This window comes from Mycobacterium sp. 852002-40037_SCH5390672 (genome assembly GCF_001665875.1).
GTDB lineage: Bacteria > Actinomycetota > Actinomycetes > Mycobacteriales > Mycobacteriaceae > Mycobacterium.
Map to the genome: position 1 here is coordinate 142,620 of NZ_LZTA01000001.1, position 18,913 is coordinate 161,532.

Annotated in this window: 19 protein-coding genes, 1 tRNA gene and 1 other RNA gene; 8 read left to right on the forward strand and 13 right to left on the reverse strand. The window is 67.4% G+C overall.

The window, feature by feature from the left end; translation table 11 throughout:
* The first annotated feature begins 104 nt into the window (after nucleotides 1–104).
* Nucleotides 105–509 (forward strand): PPOX class F420-dependent oxidoreductase, encoded by a 405-nt coding sequence (locus A5782_RS00665; protein WP_067093623.1) that lies wholly within the window; start codon nucleotides 105–107, stop codon nucleotides 507–509.
* Here the strand turns inward: A5782_RS00665 and A5782_RS00670 are convergent.
* The 3 genes from A5782_RS00670 to A5782_RS00680 are packed head-to-tail and all read right to left on the reverse strand — an operon-like array spanning nucleotide 506 to nucleotide 2,415.
* Nucleotides 506–1,492, reverse strand: coding sequence for an NAD-dependent epimerase/dehydratase family protein (locus A5782_RS00670; RefSeq protein WP_067093844.1), 987 nt, complete (start codon nucleotides 1,490–1,492; stop codon nucleotides 506–508). The genes A5782_RS00665 and A5782_RS00670 overlap by 4 nt on opposite strands.
* Nucleotides 1,493–1,519: 27 nt before the next feature.
* A complete protein-coding gene (locus A5782_RS00675) occupies nucleotides 1,520–2,242 on the reverse strand; it encodes a cutinase family protein (RefSeq protein WP_082942723.1) in 723 nt (240 codons plus the stop codon).
* Complete coding sequence (locus A5782_RS00680) at nucleotides 2,242–2,415, reverse strand: CsbD family protein (RefSeq protein WP_067093625.1); 174 nt, start codon at nucleotides 2,413–2,415, stop codon at nucleotides 2,242–2,244. The genes A5782_RS00675 and A5782_RS00680 overlap by 1 nt, the downstream gene beginning before the upstream one ends.
* 60 nt (nucleotides 2,416–2,475) lie before the next feature.
* Between A5782_RS00680 and A5782_RS26380 the strand changes: the two genes are divergently transcribed.
* Entirely contained in the window at nucleotides 2,476–2,634 is a 159-nt protein-coding gene (locus A5782_RS26380) for a hypothetical protein (protein ID WP_197694058.1), read from the forward strand.
* A gap of 202 nt (nucleotides 2,635–2,836) precedes the next feature.
* Here the strand turns inward: A5782_RS26380 and A5782_RS00685 are convergent, their stop codons facing one another.
* Genes A5782_RS00685 through A5782_RS00695 form a run of 3 tightly spaced genes read right to left on the reverse strand, consistent with a single transcriptional unit; the run spans nucleotide 2,837 to nucleotide 6,404 of the window.
* Nucleotides 2,837–3,904 carry a dihydrodipicolinate reductase gene (locus A5782_RS00685; RefSeq protein ID WP_067093627.1) on the reverse strand — a complete coding sequence of 356 codons (1,068 nt, stop codon included), beginning with the start codon at nucleotides 3,902–3,904 and terminating at the stop codon, nucleotides 2,837–2,839.
* Between the two features lie 38 nt (nucleotides 3,905–3,942).
* Nucleotides 3,943–5,082, reverse strand: a complete 1,140-nt coding sequence (locus A5782_RS00690) for a hypothetical protein (protein ID WP_067093629.1) — start codon at nucleotides 5,080–5,082, stop codon at nucleotides 3,943–3,945.
* A complete protein-coding gene (locus tag A5782_RS00695) occupies nucleotides 5,079–6,404 on the reverse strand; it encodes a hypothetical protein (protein WP_067093632.1) in 1,326 nt (441 codons plus the stop codon). The genes A5782_RS00690 and A5782_RS00695 overlap by 4 nt, the downstream gene beginning before the upstream one ends.
* A gap of 44 nt (nucleotides 6,405–6,448) precedes the next feature.
* Here A5782_RS00695 and A5782_RS00700 point away from each other — a divergent pair, with 44 nt between their 5' ends.
* Complete coding sequence (locus A5782_RS00700; protein WP_067093635.1) at nucleotides 6,449–6,787, forward strand: hypothetical protein; 339 nt, start codon at nucleotides 6,449–6,451, stop codon at nucleotides 6,785–6,787.
* 3 nt (nucleotides 6,788–6,790) lie between these two features.
* Here A5782_RS00700 and A5782_RS00705 read toward each other — a convergent pair whose 3' ends face one another.
* From A5782_RS00705 to A5782_RS00715, 3 genes are all read right to left on the reverse strand, one after another.
* Nucleotides 6,791–8,176, reverse strand: a complete 1,386-nt coding sequence (locus A5782_RS00705; protein ID WP_067093849.1) for a CHAT domain-containing protein — start codon at nucleotides 8,174–8,176, stop codon at nucleotides 6,791–6,793.
* Entirely contained in the window at nucleotides 8,173–9,906 is a 1,734-nt protein-coding gene (locus tag A5782_RS00710) for a hypothetical protein (protein WP_067093637.1), read from the reverse strand. The genes A5782_RS00705 and A5782_RS00710 overlap by 4 nt, the downstream gene beginning before the upstream one ends.
* A gap of 97 nt (nucleotides 9,907–10,003) precedes the next feature.
* Nucleotides 10,004–10,462, reverse strand: a complete 459-nt coding sequence (locus tag A5782_RS00715; protein WP_197694063.1) for a lipoprotein LpqH — start codon at nucleotides 10,460–10,462, stop codon at nucleotides 10,004–10,006.
* A gap of 175 nt (nucleotides 10,463–10,637) precedes the next feature.
* Here A5782_RS00715 and A5782_RS00720 point away from each other — a divergent pair, with 175 nt between their 5' ends.
* Nucleotides 10,638–11,018 carry a hypothetical protein gene (locus tag A5782_RS00720; protein ID WP_067093643.1) on the forward strand — a complete coding sequence of 127 codons (381 nt, stop codon included), beginning with the start codon at nucleotides 10,638–10,640 and terminating at the stop codon, nucleotides 11,016–11,018.
* 9 nt (nucleotides 11,019–11,027) lie between these two features.
* Here the strand turns inward: A5782_RS00720 and A5782_RS00725 are convergent, their stop codons facing one another.
* Both A5782_RS00725 and A5782_RS00730 read right to left on the reverse strand, forming a co-directional pair.
* Nucleotides 11,028–11,867 carry a hypothetical protein gene (locus A5782_RS00725; RefSeq protein WP_067093646.1) on the reverse strand — a complete coding sequence of 280 codons (840 nt, stop codon included), beginning with the start codon at nucleotides 11,865–11,867 and terminating at the stop codon, nucleotides 11,028–11,030.
* Nucleotides 11,868–11,956: 89 nt separating this feature from the next.
* A tRNA-Ser gene (locus A5782_RS00730) sits at nucleotides 11,957–12,045 on the reverse strand.
* Between the two features lie 77 nt (nucleotides 12,046–12,122).
* Between A5782_RS00730 and ffs the strand changes: the two genes are divergently transcribed.
* The 3 genes from ffs (at nucleotide 12,123) to A5782_RS00745 (ending at nucleotide 15,650) form a co-directional block, all read left to right on the forward strand.
* Nucleotides 12,123–12,217: signal recognition particle sRNA small type (ffs, locus tag A5782_RS00735), an RNA gene on the forward strand.
* A 168-nt stretch (nucleotides 12,218–12,385) separates the two neighbouring features.
* A complete protein-coding gene (locus A5782_RS00740) occupies nucleotides 12,386–13,678 on the forward strand; it encodes an aminotransferase class I/II-fold pyridoxal phosphate-dependent enzyme (RefSeq protein WP_156623746.1) in 1,293 nt (430 codons plus the stop codon).
* Between the two features lie 94 nt (nucleotides 13,679–13,772).
* Nucleotides 13,773–15,650 (forward strand): DNA polymerase III subunits gamma/tau, encoded by a 1,878-nt coding sequence (locus A5782_RS00745; protein WP_067093852.1) that lies wholly within the window; start codon nucleotides 13,773–13,775, stop codon nucleotides 15,648–15,650.
* Nucleotides 15,651–15,664: 14 nt separating this feature from the next.
* On the opposite strand, the gene A5782_RS00750 is transcribed toward A5782_RS00745, so the two are convergent.
* Together A5782_RS00750 and A5782_RS00755 are read right to left on the reverse strand one after the other, a co-directional pair.
* Entirely contained in the window at nucleotides 15,665–16,975 is a 1,311-nt protein-coding gene (locus tag A5782_RS00750) for a class I SAM-dependent methyltransferase (RefSeq protein WP_197694059.1), read from the reverse strand.
* Nucleotides 16,972–18,387 carry an FAD-binding oxidoreductase gene (locus A5782_RS00755; protein WP_067093652.1) on the reverse strand — a complete coding sequence of 472 codons (1,416 nt, stop codon included), beginning with the start codon at nucleotides 18,385–18,387 and terminating at the stop codon, nucleotides 16,972–16,974. Before A5782_RS00755 ends, A5782_RS00750 begins: the two co-directional genes overlap by 4 nt.
* 81 nt (nucleotides 18,388–18,468) lie before the next feature.
* Between A5782_RS00755 and A5782_RS00760 the strand changes: the two genes are divergently transcribed.
* Nucleotides 18,469–18,906, forward strand: a complete 438-nt coding sequence (locus tag A5782_RS00760; protein ID WP_067093654.1) for an SRPBCC family protein — start codon at nucleotides 18,469–18,471, stop codon at nucleotides 18,904–18,906.
* Nucleotides 18,907–18,913 lie beyond the last annotated feature (7 nt).

Here is an 18,913-nt window from a genome sequence, read left to right on the forward strand (position 1 = left end):
GCAATCGCCCAAAAGTCTAGCCCACGATGGACCGTCCACGATTAGGAAGTCGTGCGAGCGGGCAATCGAGTTGCCGATGCCCGATCCACAGACTAGGAACGCGCGTGGCCCCCAACTTCAAGGACGTTATCCAATCCAAGTACTTGCTGTTGACGACATTCACCAAGGATGGGCGTCCGAAACCGACACCGATCTGGGGCGTGCCCGACGGCGACGACAAGCTGTTGGTGATCACCGACGACGGGTCGTGGAAAACCAAGCGGATCAACAACACTCCCAGGGTGACGATCGCCAAGAGCGCGGTGCTGGGCAAACCCAAGAGCGAAGAGGTCGAAGCCGTCGCCCGGGTGCTGCCGAAATCCGAGACACGACGCGTCTACAACGCCGTCCTCAGGCGGTACTGGTATCACGCGCCGTGGTTCTACGTGCACTCGATCGTCCGCGGCGGCATCGACAAGGTGCACGTCGGCCTGGAGATCAAGCCCGCCGCTAGGACGCAGCGCGGCTAGCCGCTTTCGGCGCGAATGGCCGCGAAGGTATCCGCCACGGTCTCCTGCGGTTCCCGATAGGTGATGCCGAGTTCTCGTTCACTCGGGGAATCGTCGGAGGCCGGCATCTGCGTGTAGTACTGCATCCCCGCCCAGGTGAACGGCGTCTCGAAGGGCAGGAAACGGTTCGCTCGATCCAGCACCGCGCCCGCAACGCGCAATGCGGTATCCGGGATGGGGACGGCGACCATCGGCGTCCCGGCCACCTGGCCAAGCAGGTTGGCAAGGTCGGCCGCGGGCACCCGGTGACCACCGGCGGTGTAGCGGCGCGGTCCGCGGCCGGGCTCCAGCAATGCCGCGTGCAACGAGGCCAGGTCGCGGACGTCGACGATCAGCCACGCGGCGCTGCGCCCCGGGATCGCATGCATCTGCACGGCCGCGCGCACGCCTTCGCCGGCCTCACCGAACTGATCGCCGACCGGTGGGCCGAGCACCATGCCCGGATAGGTGATGTTGACCGGCGCACCCGCATCCTGCAGGCCCCGAGCATAGATCTCGACCTGCGCCTTGGAGGTTCCGTAGCCGTCCGCGCCGCCCACTACCGGCAGGTCGGCGGTGAGCGTCTCCAGATCGGGATGGAACAGCGCGGTGAAGCTGGATACGTGGACGATGGGATCCAGCCCGAGCTCGACGGACTGACCCAAAACATTCTGAGCGCCTTGCATATTGGTGGCCAGCATCATGGCCGTCTGGCGCGGGTCGGTGGCGACCAGCGCGGCACTGTGCACGACGGCGTCGCACCCCTGCAACGCCGAGCGCACCGCGACGCGGTCGGTGATGTCGGCGACGGCGAAGTCCGAGACGTCGACCCCCAGCTTGGCGACGGTGGTCGGCAGCTTGTCGGGGTTTCGGACGAGAAACCTGACGGAGTGCCCCGCATCGGAGATGGCCTTGGCGGTCCACCCGCCGACAAATCCCGTACCGCCCGTGATCAGAACCCGCATGGCCTCATTCTGCAAGACCGCAAAAACCTACAGGGGGCTGGAGGCGAAGTTGGCAGCCTGGTTTGTCATGCCGTTAACCGGATAGGACGTGTGAGCGGCGAAGTCGTTGCCGCCGCCGTTGCCGCAGACCGGGTCGCCCTGCGCGCACAACTCGAGGGTCTTGGGCTGATACAGCGGCCCGATGGTCAGCGGCGGTGCGTTGTACTTCTGCAGGAATTGACCCGACGGCGTCCCGAACAGCGTCACGGCGGCGACGTGCTTCGCGACGTCCGGCGGCATCGGTGGGGGCACCGCGGATGCGGGCACGCCCGGCGGCACGGCCGCCGAGGTGGTGTATCCCGCGACGGCAGCACCCTGCGAGTAGCCGCCGAGCACCTCTTTGGTGCTGGGGCAATTCACCGCCATTGACTCGATGTGTGAACTGGCGTCCCGGATGCCGTCGATGACGGTCAACGGAAAGTCGGGGTTCGAAAAGTCCGTGCTGGCAGGGTAATTGACCGAATACACGGTCAGTGACCTGCCGCCGATCTGTGAGCGCAACGCGTCGACGAACGGCTGACCGATCCCGCCGACACCGGGCGCTTCACCGGATCCCCGGGCAAAAACGACCTCGACGTCGGGGCAGGGCCCGGCCGCCGCGGGCGGCGCGGGCGCGCTCGAAACCAGCGAACCCGCCACCGCAGCCGCGGACAGCATGCAGACCGGCAATCGGCGCGTGGACACGACAGCCGACAGCTTGCGAAAGCGCATTACTTTTTGAAGGCGTCCTTCACCTTTTCGCCGGCGTCCTTCAGGCTGGACTTCGCCTGGTCGGCCCTGCCCTCGTCCCTGGTGTCGTGGTCTCCGGTCGCCTTGCCGATGGTCTCCTTGGCCCGGCCACCCAGGTCCTCGATCTTGTTCTTCAGCTTGTCTTCGTTGCTCATGCCGCTGTGGCTACCCAGCAATGGGAGATATCAAAACTCCCGGCCTGTCATCATGGACGTGTGAGCACCGCAATCGTGGTGGCAGTAGTGGCCGGGTTGATGCTGCTCGGCATCGGCATGGTGGTCAATCAACTGATGCGGCTCAAGCGGTATTTGAGAGACTCGACCACCGATGAACCCCCCATTCTGAAACCCGAGCCCCCGCAGCATTCCGGCTGATAGCTTCCTCCTGGTGAACGCGCGAGGCGTCGCGACGCAGTGACGCCGTCGAACCTGCTGGTCACCGACGATGGCTTGCCACCCGATGTGCCCGAGGCTGACGACCCGTCGGCATGAGCCGCAGGGATGCCGAGCGGCCGGCTCAAAATCCCCGACGTCATCGCGATTGCAATGCTGAGGATGCGAATGATGAAGCGCGCACTCACCGATCAATGCTGACATGCGCGTTGCCGCGCGGCAGTGTCAGCGGAAGGTCGGCGTAGGTGGCGATTCCGGGCGCCGCGGCGACGACGGCGGCGATCCCGTTGATGGCGGGGACCGCCGTCATGATGTGGCCGAGGTCCATGAACTCCTCGAGCGTCGTGGCCTCGAAGTACGGCGGTGGAAGGAAGCCGACCTTGGTCGTGACCGTCGGTTGCCCGTCGACCTGGATGACCCAGCCGTCCTGCTCGATCTGCCAGTCGGGATCGAGGGTCTGGCCCTTTTTCCACCGGACGTTGAGGTCGATGAGTGTCTTGCCGTTGACGATGCCCTGCCAGCTGATGTAGGTCCCCGCGACGTGTCCCGCGGGGATGGTCCAGGACGCCATGACGAGGTCCTCGGTGGTCTGGGCGAACTCGGCGACGCAGCGCACCTCGTCGAGTTCGACGCCCAGGGCGTCGCCCACCAGCCGGACGGCCTCGCCGAAGATGGCGGTGCCCTTGGCGGCCATGGCCGGCAGGTCGGGATGGTCGATCGGCTGGCCGAAGCCGACGGGCTTCTCGGTCTCCGGCGAGTCATAGAAGGTGGTGTCGGCGGCCTCGTTGACGGTGACCTTGTCGATCCGGTTGCAGACCATGGCCGACACGATGGCCAGCAGTTCGGCGAAGCCCGGGCTGACGCCGGACCCGAAGATCGTGGAGCCACCCTTCTCGCAGGCCTCCAAGATGCGGTCGCGGCCCTCGCCGAGGTTGTGCCCGGTGATGAACGAGGCCGTGGTCACCACGTTGACGCCGGCGGACAGGATGCGGACCAATTCGTCGACGTTGATCCACATCGGGTTGTAGACCACGCAGTCGGGCTTGAGCGCCAGCAGCTCGTCGATGTCGTTGGTGGCCGCGACACCGATTGGCGGAATCCCGACGAGTTCGCCGGCGTCGCGCCCGGCCTTCTCTGGTGACCAGGCGTAGCAGCCCACCAATTCCAGGGTGGGGTTGGTGACGATCGATTTCAGCGAGCTCTTGCCGACGTTGCCGGTGTTCCATTGAACGACTCGATAGGTGTTGGGCACTCGCTCAGCATAGGGAATGACCGGGGTTCTTAGTAGGCCTAATAGGCAGATTCTGAGGCCAATATCTCGGCGAGGAAGGCCTCCCGCGGCGGCAGGTCCAGCCGGGTGCGCGCCCACCGCCGTACCCGCTCCCGGGTTTCGGGGGATTCCGTCGTTTCGGCGCCTACCAGAACCGATGTGGCCGACCAGTCGCGGTCCCACGCCGCCGTCTCCGCGAGGGCGCGCCGCTGGCCGTCTTCCAGTGGGAGGGTCGCGCGGCCGGTCGCGTCCAGGGCGCCGGTGCCCTCGACGGCCGCAGAACGCAGCCGCACCGTGATACCGGTAGCCGGGTCCGGCCCGATGACGGCCGCCCGCACGACGGCGACGACGGTCGCGCCCCTGGCCTCGACGCTCCAGTCGACGGTGTTCTCGGCCGCATCGAAGATCGCGGGAGGTACCCCACTCCAGGCGATCGACGCAACACCCCGGGCTATCTCGCCCGCGCCACGCGGACCGCCATCCGCGCCGGCGGCCAGCGCGTAGTCGTCACGGCGGCCGCTCGGTGGCGCCAGGGCCGGGCTCGAATCATCAACTGCTGCAACCAATTCTGTCCAGTATTCGCCCTCTGTGCCGATCTCGTCGGCGAGTCCGGCGCCGGCGCGCACCAAGTCCACTACTCGCGGATCGTCGCTGCGCAGATGACCGATCAGGGCGGCGGCGTGCGGCGTGAGCAGCCCGGCCACGTCCGAATCCAGCGTGTCGTCGGGAAAGAAGTTTTGCGCGCCGACGGTCAGCAACGCGACTTCGACGTCAAGCAGCGCACGGTCCAAGCCGGCGATGCCGTCCCGTCTGCTCGCGGGCCACCACCGGCGCAGCCAATGGCCGATGGCCAGCCTGCGCAGCGGGGCGACCGAACCCGGCAGGAGATCGACGCCGGTGAGCTCGATGCTGTCCGGCTGGCCGGCCGAGCCGTCCACGGCCGATACCAGCGCGACATGTCCGGCCTCGCCGAGCACCCGCCACAACCAGTCCGCACGCGATACATCGGTGAACGTGACGTGCGGCGCCGCATCTTGGGGATCGTCCACCAGCCAGGACAGCACCGCGCCGCTGACTTCCAGCACGGTGGCCAATGGCGTTGCAGCCGTGGAGTTCACGGGACCGGTGCTCCAAAGCCCGGCATCGGCGACCAGTCTCATCCGGCCACCTGCAATTCCAGCATCGCCTTGATCCGTTGCCGGTGGTCGAGGCTGACCGAGCGCGCCACCCCGTCAAGCAGGGCCCGCACGTCATCGACGTCGTCACAGCGTTCCTGCCAGACGTCACGCCCGTGCAGCCGCGCCCACAGTCGGCTCAGGTAGGGCTGCGCGTAGGCGGCGAGGTCGTCGACCACTTGGCGTTGGCGTGGATGAATCGGGCCGTTCTCGGCCAGATAGCGGCGGGCATGCAACACGTAGGCTTCCTTGCGAAGCCGCGCCTGGATTTGCGTTGCCAGGTCGTAGCGGCACGAAGCGGACGGGTCCAGCGGAGCCAGCTGGACCGCGACCTCGATGCCCGCCACCAGTGTGGCCTGCTTGTCCTCGGCCAGCAGCCCCCACGGCGCGCAAGACCGGTCGACCTCTTCCTCACACAGCAAAGGGATTTCGGGCAAGGCGTCGCGATCCAGTGCGCGGCGCAGGGTTGCGCGCACCCGGTCCACCACGCTGCGATCGAGCGGACGGTCACCCTCGAAACTTCGTGAGATTGCCGGAGCGCGTTGCGGCGCAACCGAACTCAAACCAAGTTCGACGATCGACCATGGCAGTCGGGTGGCATCGGTGTGGGCCAGCGCGCCCAAGTTGTACGGGGTGGAGTCGGTGATCATCGCCGACCAGGCGCGTTGACGTGCCGCCGCGGCGCCATGGCTGCCGGCCGGCCCGAACACCGTGTCGAGCTCGGCGCGGAACGGGTCAATGGCGGCTCCGCCCGCACGGACGTCGCCCCAACTGCGTTCCAACTGCTCGGCCAGCGTGGCAACGACACCGGCCTCCGCCACGTATCGATGCAAAACCTCGCTCGCGGTGCGATCGCGATCCCGGTGGATCTCGCCGAGCACCCGCGCCGAGGTCTCGTAATCCTGCGGCGTCGGTGGGCCTTTCGTCACGGCGAGTTCGAAGCAGACCGGGAAATACAGTTCCTGGGCGTTCCCGGTGCGAATCCGCTGTCTGCGGCGCTCCAGCTTGAGTGCCTCGAACCAGGCTGCGGTCGAGCGTAATTCGAAACCGCTGCCGGTGATGAGCTCGTGCATGGCCGCGGCCGTCTCGGGCGCAACGACCGGGGCCGAATACGCGGGGTTGGATCGTAGTCGCAGGACCAACGGGTCGAGGATGCGTTTGACGGTCCGGCTCAGGGGGCCGCCGTCGTCACCGCTGAGCACCTCCACGCCCGGACCGATGGCCCGCCACGCCTCCTCGATCACCAACCGGCGCGGATGGCCCACCGCCTCACCCAGGGCGGTCGCTACCTGCGGATCGGCGCTCATCTGCACAGGATAGGGCCATCGCAAAGTTTGCGGCAGCCATAAAGTTGGGTTCGGTAGCCGGCGCGCGGCCGGACCCTGATCGCATGAACAAGCTGATGCTGCTGGCCGACTGGCTCAGGTCCCGCCGCCGCCATGATGCGCGGAACCGGACCGTCGGCGTCGGCACCGTGCGCAAGGTCAAGCGTCAGGTCTTCATCGAGGTGGTGGCCGTCTCGGGGGAGACGTTCGTCGGCAAACTGGCGCGATGCGACGGCGGGCCGGACCTGTCTGTGCTGCGGCCGGGCCTGGTCGTGCTGGTGGCCTTCGATCCGACGGCCCGGCAGGAGCTTTCGCTGCCCGACGATGTGCTCGCCGTCCACGCGGCCTGGGTGGCATCCCTGTGAGCGCTACCGCGCACCATCCACGGTGAAAGTGACCAGCGCCGCCCAATACAAGGGGTTGGCGCCGACATCCCCGTCGCGCCAGCGCCGCATTTGTTCACGCTGCCACCGGTTGACCGCGCATCCGGCCTCCTGCGCGGCATCGTGGGCGGTGTCCACGGCTCTCACCAGATCGGCCATCGGATCCGCCGGTTCCGAGCCGGCCGCACCGGACAACCCGGTGAATTGCCGGTACGCGGCGGTCGTCGGCAACGACCACAAGGTGGCGGTCACCAGTTGCGCGCCGTTCAGGATCATCGCCGCCACCAACCCGGTGGCTTCGTCGAATTGATAGTCACCCCCCGATCCGCAGGCCAGCAGCGCCACCCGTGGCGGCATCGGCAACCGCAGGGCCATCAGGTCCGAGGCGGTCAGTGGGCGGTGGTCTCCGATCGGGTTGGCATCCCCGGGGATATCGGCGGCATCGGCCAGGTGCAGGGCTGCCCGGTCCGCCCGAATTCCCCGGTCGTGCCGGTCGTCCGCCGAACTCGCATGGCCGACATAGAGGAGTCGGCACGGGGTTTGACCGAGCAGCCCGGCGAGCCACGCCCGGTCGGCGTCTTGGCGGCGGAACAGGCCGACCGCGGTGTCGGCGTGCGGCAGGACGGGTCGCCGTTCCATGACTTCGGCGAAGTGCCGCGCCACGGGCGTGTGCGGCGAGGGTCTGCCCAGCACCGATCCGAGCGCGGAATCCGGTCGTTGTCCGGGCACTCGGGGATCGAGAATCAGCAGCGGCGGCCCGTCTCGCCGGGCGTCCCATCCGGCGGGCGTTCGCGGCGAATGCACGATATTGGGCGGCACCGCCATCAGCACGTCGACCAGTTCCATCAGCCGACGGCCGTCGGTCAACTCAGATATATCGGCCAGCTGCCAAGGGATTTGGGCTGCGGCGCGGCCGCTGGCGGTAATCGCATCCTGGCGCGCACGCACCAGTTCTTCTTTGCCAGGGCCAGATTTCGGAATCGCCAGGAGTCCCCAGGGCACGCGTCCCAACCGCGCGCTGGGCGAGACGAACAACACCGCCCGCGGCGAGGTCACGCATTCGGCCAACAGCTGCCACCCGGGCGTACCGATCAGCAACACACCGAGGATGTAGGCGACCGTGAGTTCGGTGTTTGGCGTGGCGAACGGTCCCGTGGTCAGCGCGCGCTCGATGGCGTCCCGCCGGTTTTCGGCACCGTGCGGCTCGGGCAGGGCAGCGCTGAGTTCCTGCAGCGCGGCCAGCAGCAGCGGTTCTTCCAGCACCCAGGTGACGGTTCTCGACGGCTGTCCGATGATTTGCAGACTGGCGTAGGTCGCGATCCCGAGGTCGGCGTATCGCAGCACCAGGGTCAGCCGGTCGGGCTCACTCATGGCCACGTCGACCAGGCGGCCTCGGACGCGGTGACCTCGCGTCCGTAGCGTTGCAAAGCCAGCGCACGATAGTGACTCAGGATCGGCGCCGCCCCGGGTTGCATCTGCAACGGCGGCAACGGCCCCAGCCGCGTCAACGACCCGACGCCCGCTACCGACGGGCCCGCGGCGGCCAGCGCGACGGGTTCCGCGTCGGCCGCGATCGGAACCGACGCAATGGCCGTCGAGGCCCAGTCGCCGATCCGCGGCCGCTGCAAACCCTCGAAAGTTCCTCGCGCACTGTGGTATTCAACCAGCTCGCTGATCAGCGCGGTGTTCTCCCACTCCCAGGCCACGGCGAAGGCACCGGCCAGGATCGGCGCCGAAATGCCGGTGGCCCAGCGTGCCCTCGCGTCGGCATCGGCGATCGAATATCGCACTGAATCGACCGCCAGGGCGGCAGGCACCTTGAGCTCGGCAGCCTGTTCAAGTTTGGTCATTCCGCGCCAGTACTCCGGTGTGCCGACCTCGCCGCGCAGGATGCCGAGCCCCTCGGCCTGGCGTGCCTCGGTTTCCTGCAGCGTCTCGTCGGGATCGCCCGAGCTGTCGAAACCGAGGTCCGCCAAAGCATCCGCGCGCCACACCGTTCCGAGATGGTTGTCGAGCTGGGCGTACTGCAGCCAGCTGCTGCGCGGCGAGGAGTCCAGCAGTTCGCGAGCTTGAGCGATCAGCTCGACGGCGTCGGGAAATCGGCTCCAGAAGATGGCGATCCAGCTGCGCTGCAACAAGATACGGTGCAAATACAGCGGCCTTCCCAAGGCGCGCCAGTGCCGTTCGGCATGTTCCCAGCATTCGTCGGCGGCCTCCAGGGCCCCGCCTCCCAGCCGGGTGAGTCCCAGGTACAGCCAGCACCGGGCCACGTCGTGGGCCCGGTCATGGCGGGCGATGACGGGATAGGCCTGGTCGACCAATTCGTCGGTACCGGCATGGTCGTTGATCACCCAGCGCGCGGCCGCCCGCTCCAATTGCGCTCTAGCTCTTGCCAATTCCCAACCGTTGGATTCCGCCCGCGCTTCGGCGCGCCGCAGCCACGGTTCAGCCTCTTGCGGCCGACCGGTTTCCACGCAGAACCTGCCGTACCCCGTCGCGGCGGTGATCCAGAGGTAGTCGGCGCGCTCGTCGCCGGCGCTCGCATTACCGATGTGGTCAAGAACCCGTTCCCACAATGGAACTGACCGCACGTGCAGGTCGTCGTCGCACAACGCGGTGGCGCACAGGATTTGCGCGTGGGTGCACAGGTAGCGGTGTTCGTCGGCCAGGACGGGGTATCCGGCGTCGGAGTCATTGGCGCACAACGAAGCCAGCTCGATCGCCGCGGCTTCGTGATCGCCCAGCGCGGCGGCCAGACCTGTCAGTAGGAACTGGACGCGCCGCGAGTATCGGCAGATCATTTGCGCGATCTCGACGTCGGTCAGCTGCGCCGGTTCGGCGGCCTGCGGCAGCGTGGCGGCCGCGATGCCGGCGTAGATCGCCACGCAGTCCTGAATGCGACGGACGGATTCGCGGACCCCGTCGTACGCCCCGCGCGCGAGATAGATCTCGCCAAGCTGCCCAAGGGCTTCCAGCATGAGGTCGTCTCGGTCGTCGCGTTCGATCCGCGGAATCAACGACAGCAGCAGATCGCGGGCCCCGGTCTCATCGGCGGCGAGCGCCATACGACGCGCCTTCTCCAATTCGTCCGGGAGCGACACGGCTGCATCATAAGTCCGCGGGCGGTGCCGGGTTGGCCAAACCGCGAGCGGCGGACGCGTGAGTGAGGCACGTCCGCCGCTCGAGGGCCGCAACCGATCAGCCGCAGGAGACCTTGATGGTGAAGTCCTTGCTGATCATTCCGGCCATCGGGTTCTTCATGTCGGCACCCTGCGCTTGACCGGTGATGGTGTAGGTCTTGCCGTCGACCGCGACGTTGGCCGAACCCACCTTGGCGCCCATGTTGTCGCTGACCGCCAGGGCGTTGCCGTCGACGACGAGGGCCAGCGACTGGACTTTCGGGCTGGCTTCGTCGGTCATCACGACGGCCAGCGCCTGCTGCGCGCCGCCCGTGGAGCCGCTGCCGATGTCGATCTGGCCGCCGGTCCGCACGCAGGTCACCGAGGCCGGATTCACGCCCGCGAGGTCGGTACCGCCGACCTTGACCTGCGCGTTGGTGCCCGTGGAGGCGCTGGGCGTCGTGCTCGACGCCGGCGCGGCCGTGTGGCCGCCGCTTGAGCACCCCACCAGGGCCACTGAAGCCGCGGCGCAGCCCAGGGTCCCAATCGCTGCTGCGAGAAGAGGTTTCACTTGTGGTTCCTTCCTTCGTGCGCCGCCGGAATGGCGTCGTCCTGGCGCAAGTACAGACCGCTGCGTTGGCTACCGATCCCAAATTCGCGGGGTCCAGCCGGTAGGCTGCGTCGATGTCGGATAAGGCGAAGGGAGTAACGCGATGCTCAGCGTGAAATGGCTGGAAAGGCCTGAGGCCCATGACTTTCCGGCGGCAGCGGACTATCTCACCATGCTTGCGGGCGGGCAGACCGTGAAGAAGGTGATGAAAAAGCTGAAGTCCGGGACGGTGACGCACAGAAAGGCCAAAGACATTCTGCGGGCGGCGCAGCTGAGCCTGCTGCCGGTGGACAATCCCCACGTCGCCGCGGATCTGACCAAGGTCGAAAAGGGCCTACCGCTGTCACCCATCCTGCTGGTGCGCGGCGACTTCGTGACCGGGATTCCGTTGCAGATCGCCGACGGCTACCACCGCGTCTGCGCGAGTTATCACACCGACGAGAACACGGACATTCCCGTGGTCCTCGCGGTAGCGCGTCGCTGACTGCGCTCGCTAGTCCTCGTCGACGGTTTCGTCCAGGGCCACGCCGGCCCGCGTGCGCCTGCGCCGCATCCGGTGCGATCCTTTGCCCGTCGGACGCCGGTTGCGCAACTTGCCCTGCGCCTCGTCGCCCTCGTCGGCAGCTTCCTCGGTGTCCTCAACCGGTGCCGTCGCGGTGGTCGGCTCCGGTGCCGCCTCAGCCTCGGTGGCCTCCGCGGTTTCGGCGGTGGCCTCGGCGGTGACTTCGGCGGGTTGCGCTCCCGGCTCAGCCTGCTCAGCTTCCTCGGTGTCTGCAGCGGCGGTCTCCGCCTGGTCCGTCTCGTCTGCCTCGGTCTCTTCTCCGGTTTCGGTGTCAGCTTCGTCGCCCTTCTTGCGCCGCACGCGACGTTGCTTGGGCTTCTTCGCTTTGATCGGTTTGGGCGGAGGCGGTGGCAGCTCGGCGACGAAGGAGAGGTAGAAGGCGAAAATGCCGAGCAACGCGATCGCGGCGGCGGCGCCGTAAATACCGAACAACCACCGTCCGGTGGCGTCCAGGCTCAGCCAGATCTCGCTGATCGCCGTCCCGATGATCAGCGCCCCGGCCAGCACGTGGGCCACGATCGACCAGATCCTCAGGGACAGGGCCAGCTGCGGCGTCCCCAGCTCGGGCCTGCGGCTGCGCAGCAGGGTGAACACCACCGGCAGTGCCGCGAACGCGACGAGTGCACCCGTCACAATGCGCAGCGCCATCCCCAGCGTGCGCGAGGTGTCGCCCATTAACTCTGGCCACCTGGGCAACACAAAGAAGAAGTAGAGGGCGCCGGCGATGAGGGAGAACAGCAGGTGCCACGGCACGGCAATCTTGCGCCCCATACGCCTCCTCGTGCTGGTGAATTCAGGCCAGCCTAAAGCCGGCCGACCCGAATCCATATCAATTCGTACGTGTCCGCTTGGCGGACCAATGGCGGAGGATGCGGGATTTGAACCCGCGAGGGCTATTAACCCAACCCGCGTTCCAGGCGAGCGCCATAGGCCACTAGGCGAATCCTCCGTGGCCATGGTAGCCGAGGTCCAGATCGGCCCCGCCAGTTGCTCGTCGTCGACTCCGGGGCAGGTACTAGACTCATCGCTGGACCCCGCGCGGCGTCTATCCTGTGAACTCCCCCAGGGCCGGAAGGCAGCAAGGGTCAATGGGCTCTGTCGGGTGCGCGGGGTCCCCTACGCAAATGAGCGGCGACCCGCTTCGCCCGGCTTCGCCGCGCTTGCGATCGCCACTAGTCTTGATGAGCGGCGACCCGCTTCGCCCGGCTCCGCCGCGCTTGCGATCGCCACTGAAGTCGGGGCTGCGCATCACCCCGAAGCCACCGCCTTCGATATCGAAAGGGTTCATGGTGTCGCTGGAGTCCCTCACCCCGGCCGAGCTCGCGGCTGCGAACGCTCGCCACCAGCAGGATTACGCGGATCTGCAGGCCAAAAACCTCGCCCTGGACCTGACCCGCGGCAAACCGGCTCCGGCCCAGCTTGACCTGTCCAACCAGCTGTTGAGCATGCCCGGGGACGACTACCGCGACAGTGAGGGCACCGACACCCGCAACTACGGCGGACTGCACGGCCTGCCCGAGCTCCGGGCCATCTTCGGGGAGCTGCTCGGCATCCCGGTGCAGAACCTGATCGCGGGCAACAACTCCAGCCTGGAGCTGATGCACGACCTTGTCGCCTTCTCGATGTTGTACGGCGGCGTGGACTCGCAGCGGCCCTGGAAAGACGAACCGAGCATCAAGTTCCTCTGCCCGGTCCCGGGCTACGACCGGCACTTCAACATCACCGAGACGATGGGCATCGAGATGATCCCCGTCCCGGTGCTGTCCGACGGGCCGGATGTCGACCTGATCGAAGAGCTGGTCGCCGTCGACCCGGCCATCAAGGGAATGTGGACCGTGCCGGTGTTCGGCAACCCGACCGGGGTCACCTACTCCTGGGACACGGTCCTGCGGCTCGTCCAGATGCGGACCGCGGCTCCTGACTTCCGGCTGTTCTGGGACAACGCCTATGCGGTGCACACCCTGACGCACGACTTCATCCGGCAGGTCGACGTGCTCGGGCTGGCGGCCGCGGCGGGCAACCCCCATCGTCCCTACGTGTTCGCGTCCACCTCCAAGATCACCTTCGCCGGCGCCGGCGTGAGCTTTCTGGGCGGATCGCTGGGCAACATCGCGTGGTACCTGCAATACGCCGCGAAGAAGTCGATCGGACCCGACAAGATCAACCAGCTGCGGCACCTGCGCTTCTTCCGCGACGCCGACGGGGTGCGTCTGCACATGCTGCGTCACCAGCAGATCCTGGCGCCGAAGTTCGCCCTGGCCGCCGAGATCCTGGATCAGCGGCTCAGCGACTCCAAGATCGCGTCGTGGACCGACCCCAAGGGCGGCTACTTCATCAGCCTCGACGTGCTGCCCGGCACGGCCAAGCGAACCGTCGCGCTGGCCAAGGCCGCCGGTATCGCGGTGACCGAGGCGGGTGCGTCCTTCCCGTACCGGAAGGATCCGAAGGACACCAACATCCGGATCGCGCCCACCTTCCCGTCGCTGCCGGACCTGCGCGAGGCCGTCGACGGCCTGGCGACCTGCGCGTTGCTGGCGGCGTCGGAGTCGCTGCTGGCGTCGTCCGCGTCGAGTGTGAACTGACGGGTCGGCATCGTCAGCGTGTCGACCGTCCGCCTTCTCAGCGGGCCCTGCGGTGCCCGCATCGTCGTCAGCGTGCGCCGGTAGCCTGCTGACCGTGGCCCTCTACCGCAAGTACCGACCGGCAACCTTCGCCGAAGTGGTGGGGCAGGAGCACGTCACCGAACCGCTGTCGATCGCCCTGGAAGCCGGCCGGATCAACCACGCGTATTTGTTCTCGGGTCCGCGCGGCTGCGGGAAGACGTCCTCGGCGCGCATTCTGGCCCGCTCCCTGAACTGCGTTCAGGGCCCGACGGCCACTCCGTGCGGGGTCTGCGACTCATGCCAGGCGCTGGCGCCCAACGCTCCCGGCAGCATCGACGTGGTCGAGCTCGACGCCGCCAGCCACGGCGGCGTGGACGACACCCGCGAGCTGCGCGACCGCGCGTTCTATGCGCCGGCCCAGTCGCGCTACCGGGTGTTCATCGTCGACGAGGCGCACATGGTGACCACGGCGGGGTTCAACGCGCTGCTCAAAATCGTGGAGGAGCCCCCCGAGCACCTCATCTTCATCTTCGCCACCACCGAACCGGAGAAGGTGCTGCCGACGATTCGGTCACGCACCCATCACTACCCGTTCCGGCTGTTGCCGCCGAAGACCATGCGGGCGTTGATCGGGCGGATCTGCGAGCAGGAGGGCGTCGCCGTCGACGACGCCGTCTACCCGCTGGTGATCCGGGCCGGGGGTGGCTCGCCTCGTGACACCTTGTCGGTGCTGGATCAGTTGGTGGCCGGCGCCGAAGGCGCCCACGTGACCTACCAGCGGGCACTGGGTCTGCTGGGGGCCACCGACATGGCGCTGATCGACGACGCCGTGGACGCGCTTGCCGCCGCCGACGCTGCGGCGCTGTTCGGTGCGGTGGAGTCGGTGATCGATGCCGGCCATGACCCACGGCGTTTCGCCACCGACCTGCTCGAACGGTTTCGCGACCTGATTTTGCTGCAAGCCGTTCCGGATGCGGCCAACCGCGGGGTGGTGGACGCACCGGAGGACGTGCTGGAACGGATGCGTGATCAGGCGACCCGGATCGGCCCGGCAACCCTGACCCGCTACGCCGAGGTGGTGCAGGCCGGTCTGGGGGAGATGCGCGGTGCCACGGCGCCGCGACTGCTGCTCGAGGTTGTGTGTGCACGACTGTTGCTGCCGTCGGCCAGCGACACCGAGTCGGCGCTGCTGCAACGCGTCGAGCGCATCGAGACCCGACTGGACATGTCCATTCCCGGCTCCGAGGTCACCACCGCGGCGCCCCGCGGCGCCCCGGCCCCGGCCGAACGTGAGCAGGCCGCCCGGTTCACCCGGCCCTCCGCGGCGGCCACCGCCAAGCCCGAAGCTAAAACCGAACCCAAGCCTGAGGCCAAACCGGCTCCGGTCCCCGAGCCGGTGCCTGCCCCGGCCGCGGCATCCGCGCCCGAACCGGCAGCGGCGTCCGCGCCCGTGGCCGAAACAGCTTCTGCGCCAGGTGAACTCAACGCCGCCGCGGTGCGCAGCATGTGGCCGACGGTGCGCGACAAAGTTCGTCAGCGCAGCCGCACCACCGAGGTGATGCTGGCCGGTGCGACCGTCCGGGCCCTCGAAGGCAACACGCTGGTGCTGAGCCATGAATCTGCGCCGCTGGCCAAGAGGCTCTGCGAACAGCGCAACGCCGACGTCATCGCCGAAGCGCTCAAAGACGCGCTCGGGGTCAACTGGCGGGTGCGGTGTGAGGCCGGAGCAGCGGCGTCGGCCGCGACCGCCCCTGCCGCCGGCGGGGGAGCCGCCCCCGCGGTCCCCGACGTGCCCGCTCCCGACGTGGATTCCGCGCGGCGCGACGAAGAGGAACACATGCTCGCCGAAGCGGTCCGCGACGAGCCCTCGGCGCCGCGCCGCGACCCCGAAGAGGTCGCGCTGGAACTGCTACAAAACGAGCTGGGCGCCCGACGCATCGACAACGGCTAGGCCCGGCGAGCGCGTCAAGCCGTCCACCACGGCCGCAGCGGCAGGTCGTCGGCGCCCCACGCGTCGGTATTGGCTGCCAGCACGTGATGGAGCTGAAGGTTGTTCTGCTCGAAGGCCACCCGGGATGCCGCCATGTACAGGCCCCACACCTTGGCGGTCGGCAAGCCGACCTCGGCAACCGCCACGTCCCAATGCTCGACCAGATTGTGGCACCAGTCGCGCAGCGTCATCGCGTAGTGATGGCGGAAGTTCTCCGCATGCAGCACCTCGAAGCCGGCGTCCTGGATCTCGCTGGTGATGCGGCCCGAGCCGGTCAGCTCCCCGTCCGGGAAGACGTAGCGATCGGTGAACCCGCCGGCGAACGAGGTCGAGGTGTTGTCGTGGCGGGTGATGCAGTGGTTGAGCAGCAGACCGCCGGTGCGCAGCTTCGACTTCAGGAACCCGAAGTAGGCCGGGTAGTTCTTGACGCCGATGTGTTCGGTCAGCCCGATCGACGACACGGCGTCGAACTGCGCTTCGCTCACGTCGCGGTAGTCGGTATGCCGCACTTCGGCCAGTTCGGCGAGCCCTTCCTCGGCGATCGCCTGCTGCGCCCACTTGGCCTGCTCGGCCGACAAGGTGGCGCCGATCGCTCGGACGCCGCGGCGCGCCGCGTAGCGCACCATGCCGCCCCAGCCGCAGCCGACGTCGAGCAGCCGGTCGCCCGGCTGTAGCCGCAACTTTTCAAAAATCAGCCGGTACTTGTTCTGCTGAGCATCTTCCAGCGTCGCATCGGCATCGGGATAAACCGCGCAGGTGTAGGTCATCGACGGACCCAACACGAGTTCGTAGAAGGTGTTGGAGACGTCGTAGTGGTGGTGGATGGCCTCGGCGTCGCGGCTCTTGGTGTGCATCAGCCCGTCGGTGACCCGGCGCCACCGTGGCGGGGTTTCCTGCGGTGGCGGCGCGACCGGCAACAGCTTCTCGAAACCCATCGAACGGACGACGTTGGCCAGCACCCGTGCCGGTGGTCGCTTGAATTGCACCCGGTCGGTCAGCGTCTTGAGCAACTGGTACGGATCACCCGGATGAACGCCGTATGCCTGCAGGTCACCCGCCACGTAGGCACGGGCCAGGCCGAGTTCGCCGGGCGCGGTGGCCAGGTAGGTGGCCCCCCGGGGAGTCCGGAGATCCAGACCCAGTTCGGCGTCTTCGCTTCCGGCGGTGCTGCCGTCATAGGCGGTGAACTTCAGCGGATGTCGCCCGGTCGCGGCGAAGACCTCCAGGATCTCGGCCATGCTGAGTTTGCCCGTCGGCGAGCGGTGGGGCTCTTTCGTCGTCGTCATCGCCGTTGTACCGCCTTTGCGTAGAGGTCGAGCAAACGAGAATCGGGGTCATAGGTTTTCTTGACGGTGTTGTAGGCCTCGCCGCCGTACAACTCGTCGAAGTCCTCGCGGGAGTAGAAGGAGTCGGAATACAGCGACTTGTGGCCGTCGAGCTCGTCCACCTTGGCTTCGATCATCCGGTTGGTGGCGCCCTCGGTGGCCCCGGCCGGCACCGACGACCAGAAGCCGATATTGACGTAGGTGTGATCCGGCCGCATCGGGTACAGCGGCCAGCCGTCGTGGTCGCGCAGACGCAACGGACACAACCAGATTGGCGTGATGGGCACGGTGTCCAGGAACCATTCCAGGAAGTCGCAGGTCCGTTCGACGGGCACCTCGACGTCTTGCACCACCCGTTCACGTAGCGGGCGGCTGGGCGACCGGATACTGCGCGCCTCGATGCGGTCGGACAGGCCGAAGCGGCGGTCCATGGAGATCAGCTTCGAGTAGACGCTGCTGCGCCGGTAGCGGCGCGGCCACCAGCGTCGCAGCCGCGGGTCCTGCGCGCCGAAGGCCCGTGAGCACCAGAACCAATCGGTGTCCCAGCGCCAGAAGTAGTCGTTCATGGTCAGCCGGTCATCCTTGGTGGCTTCTGTCATGGTTTCCGGGCCCGCGGCGCCGTGCCGGATGGACTGGTAGTAGATGTTGCGTCCCGTGTAGTCGCTGACCGGGCCGGGCGTGGTGGTTCGTCGGCCCACGCACAGGTAGCTTTCATCGGCGCTGAAGACCACTCCGTCGAGATAGTCGACCGGCGTCCCGCCCTGCCCGCCGGTGTCGATGATGCGTTCCATCGCCGCGACCAGCTCCGGCAGCGAGCGGAACCGGATGTGCCGCAACGCCACGAACGGCGCGATGGGTTCCAGCTCGATCCGAAGCCGCGTCGAATACCCAAGCGTTCCATAGGAATTCGGGAATGCGCGGAACAGGTCGGGGTGCTGGGTGGGCGAGGTGGTGAGCAAATCGCCAGCGCCGGTGAGGATGTCCATCTCCAGCACCGATTCATGCGGCAGTCCGTTGCGGAATGACGAGGACTCGATGCCCAGTCCGCTGACCGCGCCGCCGAGGGTGATGGTCTTCAGCTGCGGGACGACCAGCGGCGAAAGACCATACGGCAGCGTCGCGGCGACCAGGTCCGCGTATGTGCACATGCCGGCCACGTCGGCGGTGCGGGTTTCGGGATCGACGCTCAGAACGCCGGTCAGCCCGGACGTGTCCAGGCCGGGCGCATCGCGTTTGGTGCGGGCGCGGAACAGGTTTGACGTCGGCTTGGCGAGCCGGACGGCTGACGTTGCCGGGATGGATCGATAGCTTGCCATCATCCGGTCAACGCCAGACTTGTGGGCGCAGAGTGCAGATCCAAGGACAGGCACCACATATACCCTAGTCTTCGACAACAGCCCGTGCACCCGCCGCGAGCGACGGCACCGGGGAAATCATCATGAGGAGGGGTCGCCTTGGGACAGGTGAGCGCAGAGAGCACCATCTTGGTCAACGCGGAGCCCGCGGCAACCCTTGCCGCCGTCGCGGACTATCAGACGGTCCGCCCGAAAATTCTGTCCCCGCAGTACAGCGACTACCAGGTGCTGCAGGGTGGACAGGGTCCGGGCACGGTCGCCAAGTGGAAGCTGCAGGCCACCAAGTCACGCGTGCGCGACGTGCAGGTCAACGTCGACGTGGCCGGCCACACCGTCATCGAGAAGGACACGAACTCGTCCATGGTCATCAACTGGACGGTGGCTCCGGCCGGACCCGGCTCCAGCGTCACCGTGAAGACCACCTGGACCGGCGCCGGCGGGGTGAAGGGGTTCTTCGAAAAGACCTTTGCGCCGTTGGGGCTGAAGAGGATTCAGGGCGAGGTGCTGGCCAACCTGAAGAACGAACTAGAGAGCTGAGCCGACC

What these genes read in the sequence shown, in the direction of transcription:
- A5782_RS00675 (WP_082942723.1), bottom strand. Translation starts at nt 2,242, where the DNA reads ATGCGCTTTCGCAAGCTGTCGGCTGTCGTGTCCACGCGCCGATTGCCG.
- A5782_RS00690 (WP_067093629.1), bottom strand. Translation starts at nt 5,082, where the DNA reads ATGAGACTGGTCGCCGATGCCGGGCTTTGGAGCACCGGTCCCGTGAAC.
- A5782_RS00705 (WP_067093849.1), bottom strand. Translation starts at nt 8,176, where the DNA reads ATGAGTGAGCCCGACCGGCTGACCCTGGTGCTGCGATACGCCGACCTC.
- A5782_RS00725 (WP_067093646.1), bottom strand. Translation starts at nt 11,867, where the DNA reads ATGGGGCGCAAGATTGCCGTGCCGTGGCACCTGCTGTTCTCCCTCATC.
- A5782_RS00750 (WP_197694059.1), bottom strand. Translation starts at nt 16,975, where the DNA reads ATGACGACGACGAAAGAGCCCCACCGCTCGCCGACGGGCAAACTCAGC.
- A5782_RS00695 (WP_067093632.1), bottom strand. Translation starts at nt 6,404, where the DNA reads ATGAGCGCCGATCCGCAGGTAGCGACCGCCCTGGGTGAGGCGGTGGGC.
- A5782_RS00670 (WP_067093844.1), bottom strand. Translation starts at nt 1,492, where the DNA reads ATGCGGGTTCTGATCACGGGCGGTACGGGATTTGTCGGCGGGTGGACC.
- A5782_RS00680 (WP_067093625.1), bottom strand. Translation starts at nt 2,415, where the DNA reads ATGAGCAACGAAGACAAGCTGAAGAACAAGATCGAGGACCTGGGTGGC.
- A5782_RS00720 (WP_067093643.1), top strand. Translation starts at nt 10,638, where the DNA reads ATGCTCAGCGTGAAATGGCTGGAAAGGCCTGAGGCCCATGACTTTCCG.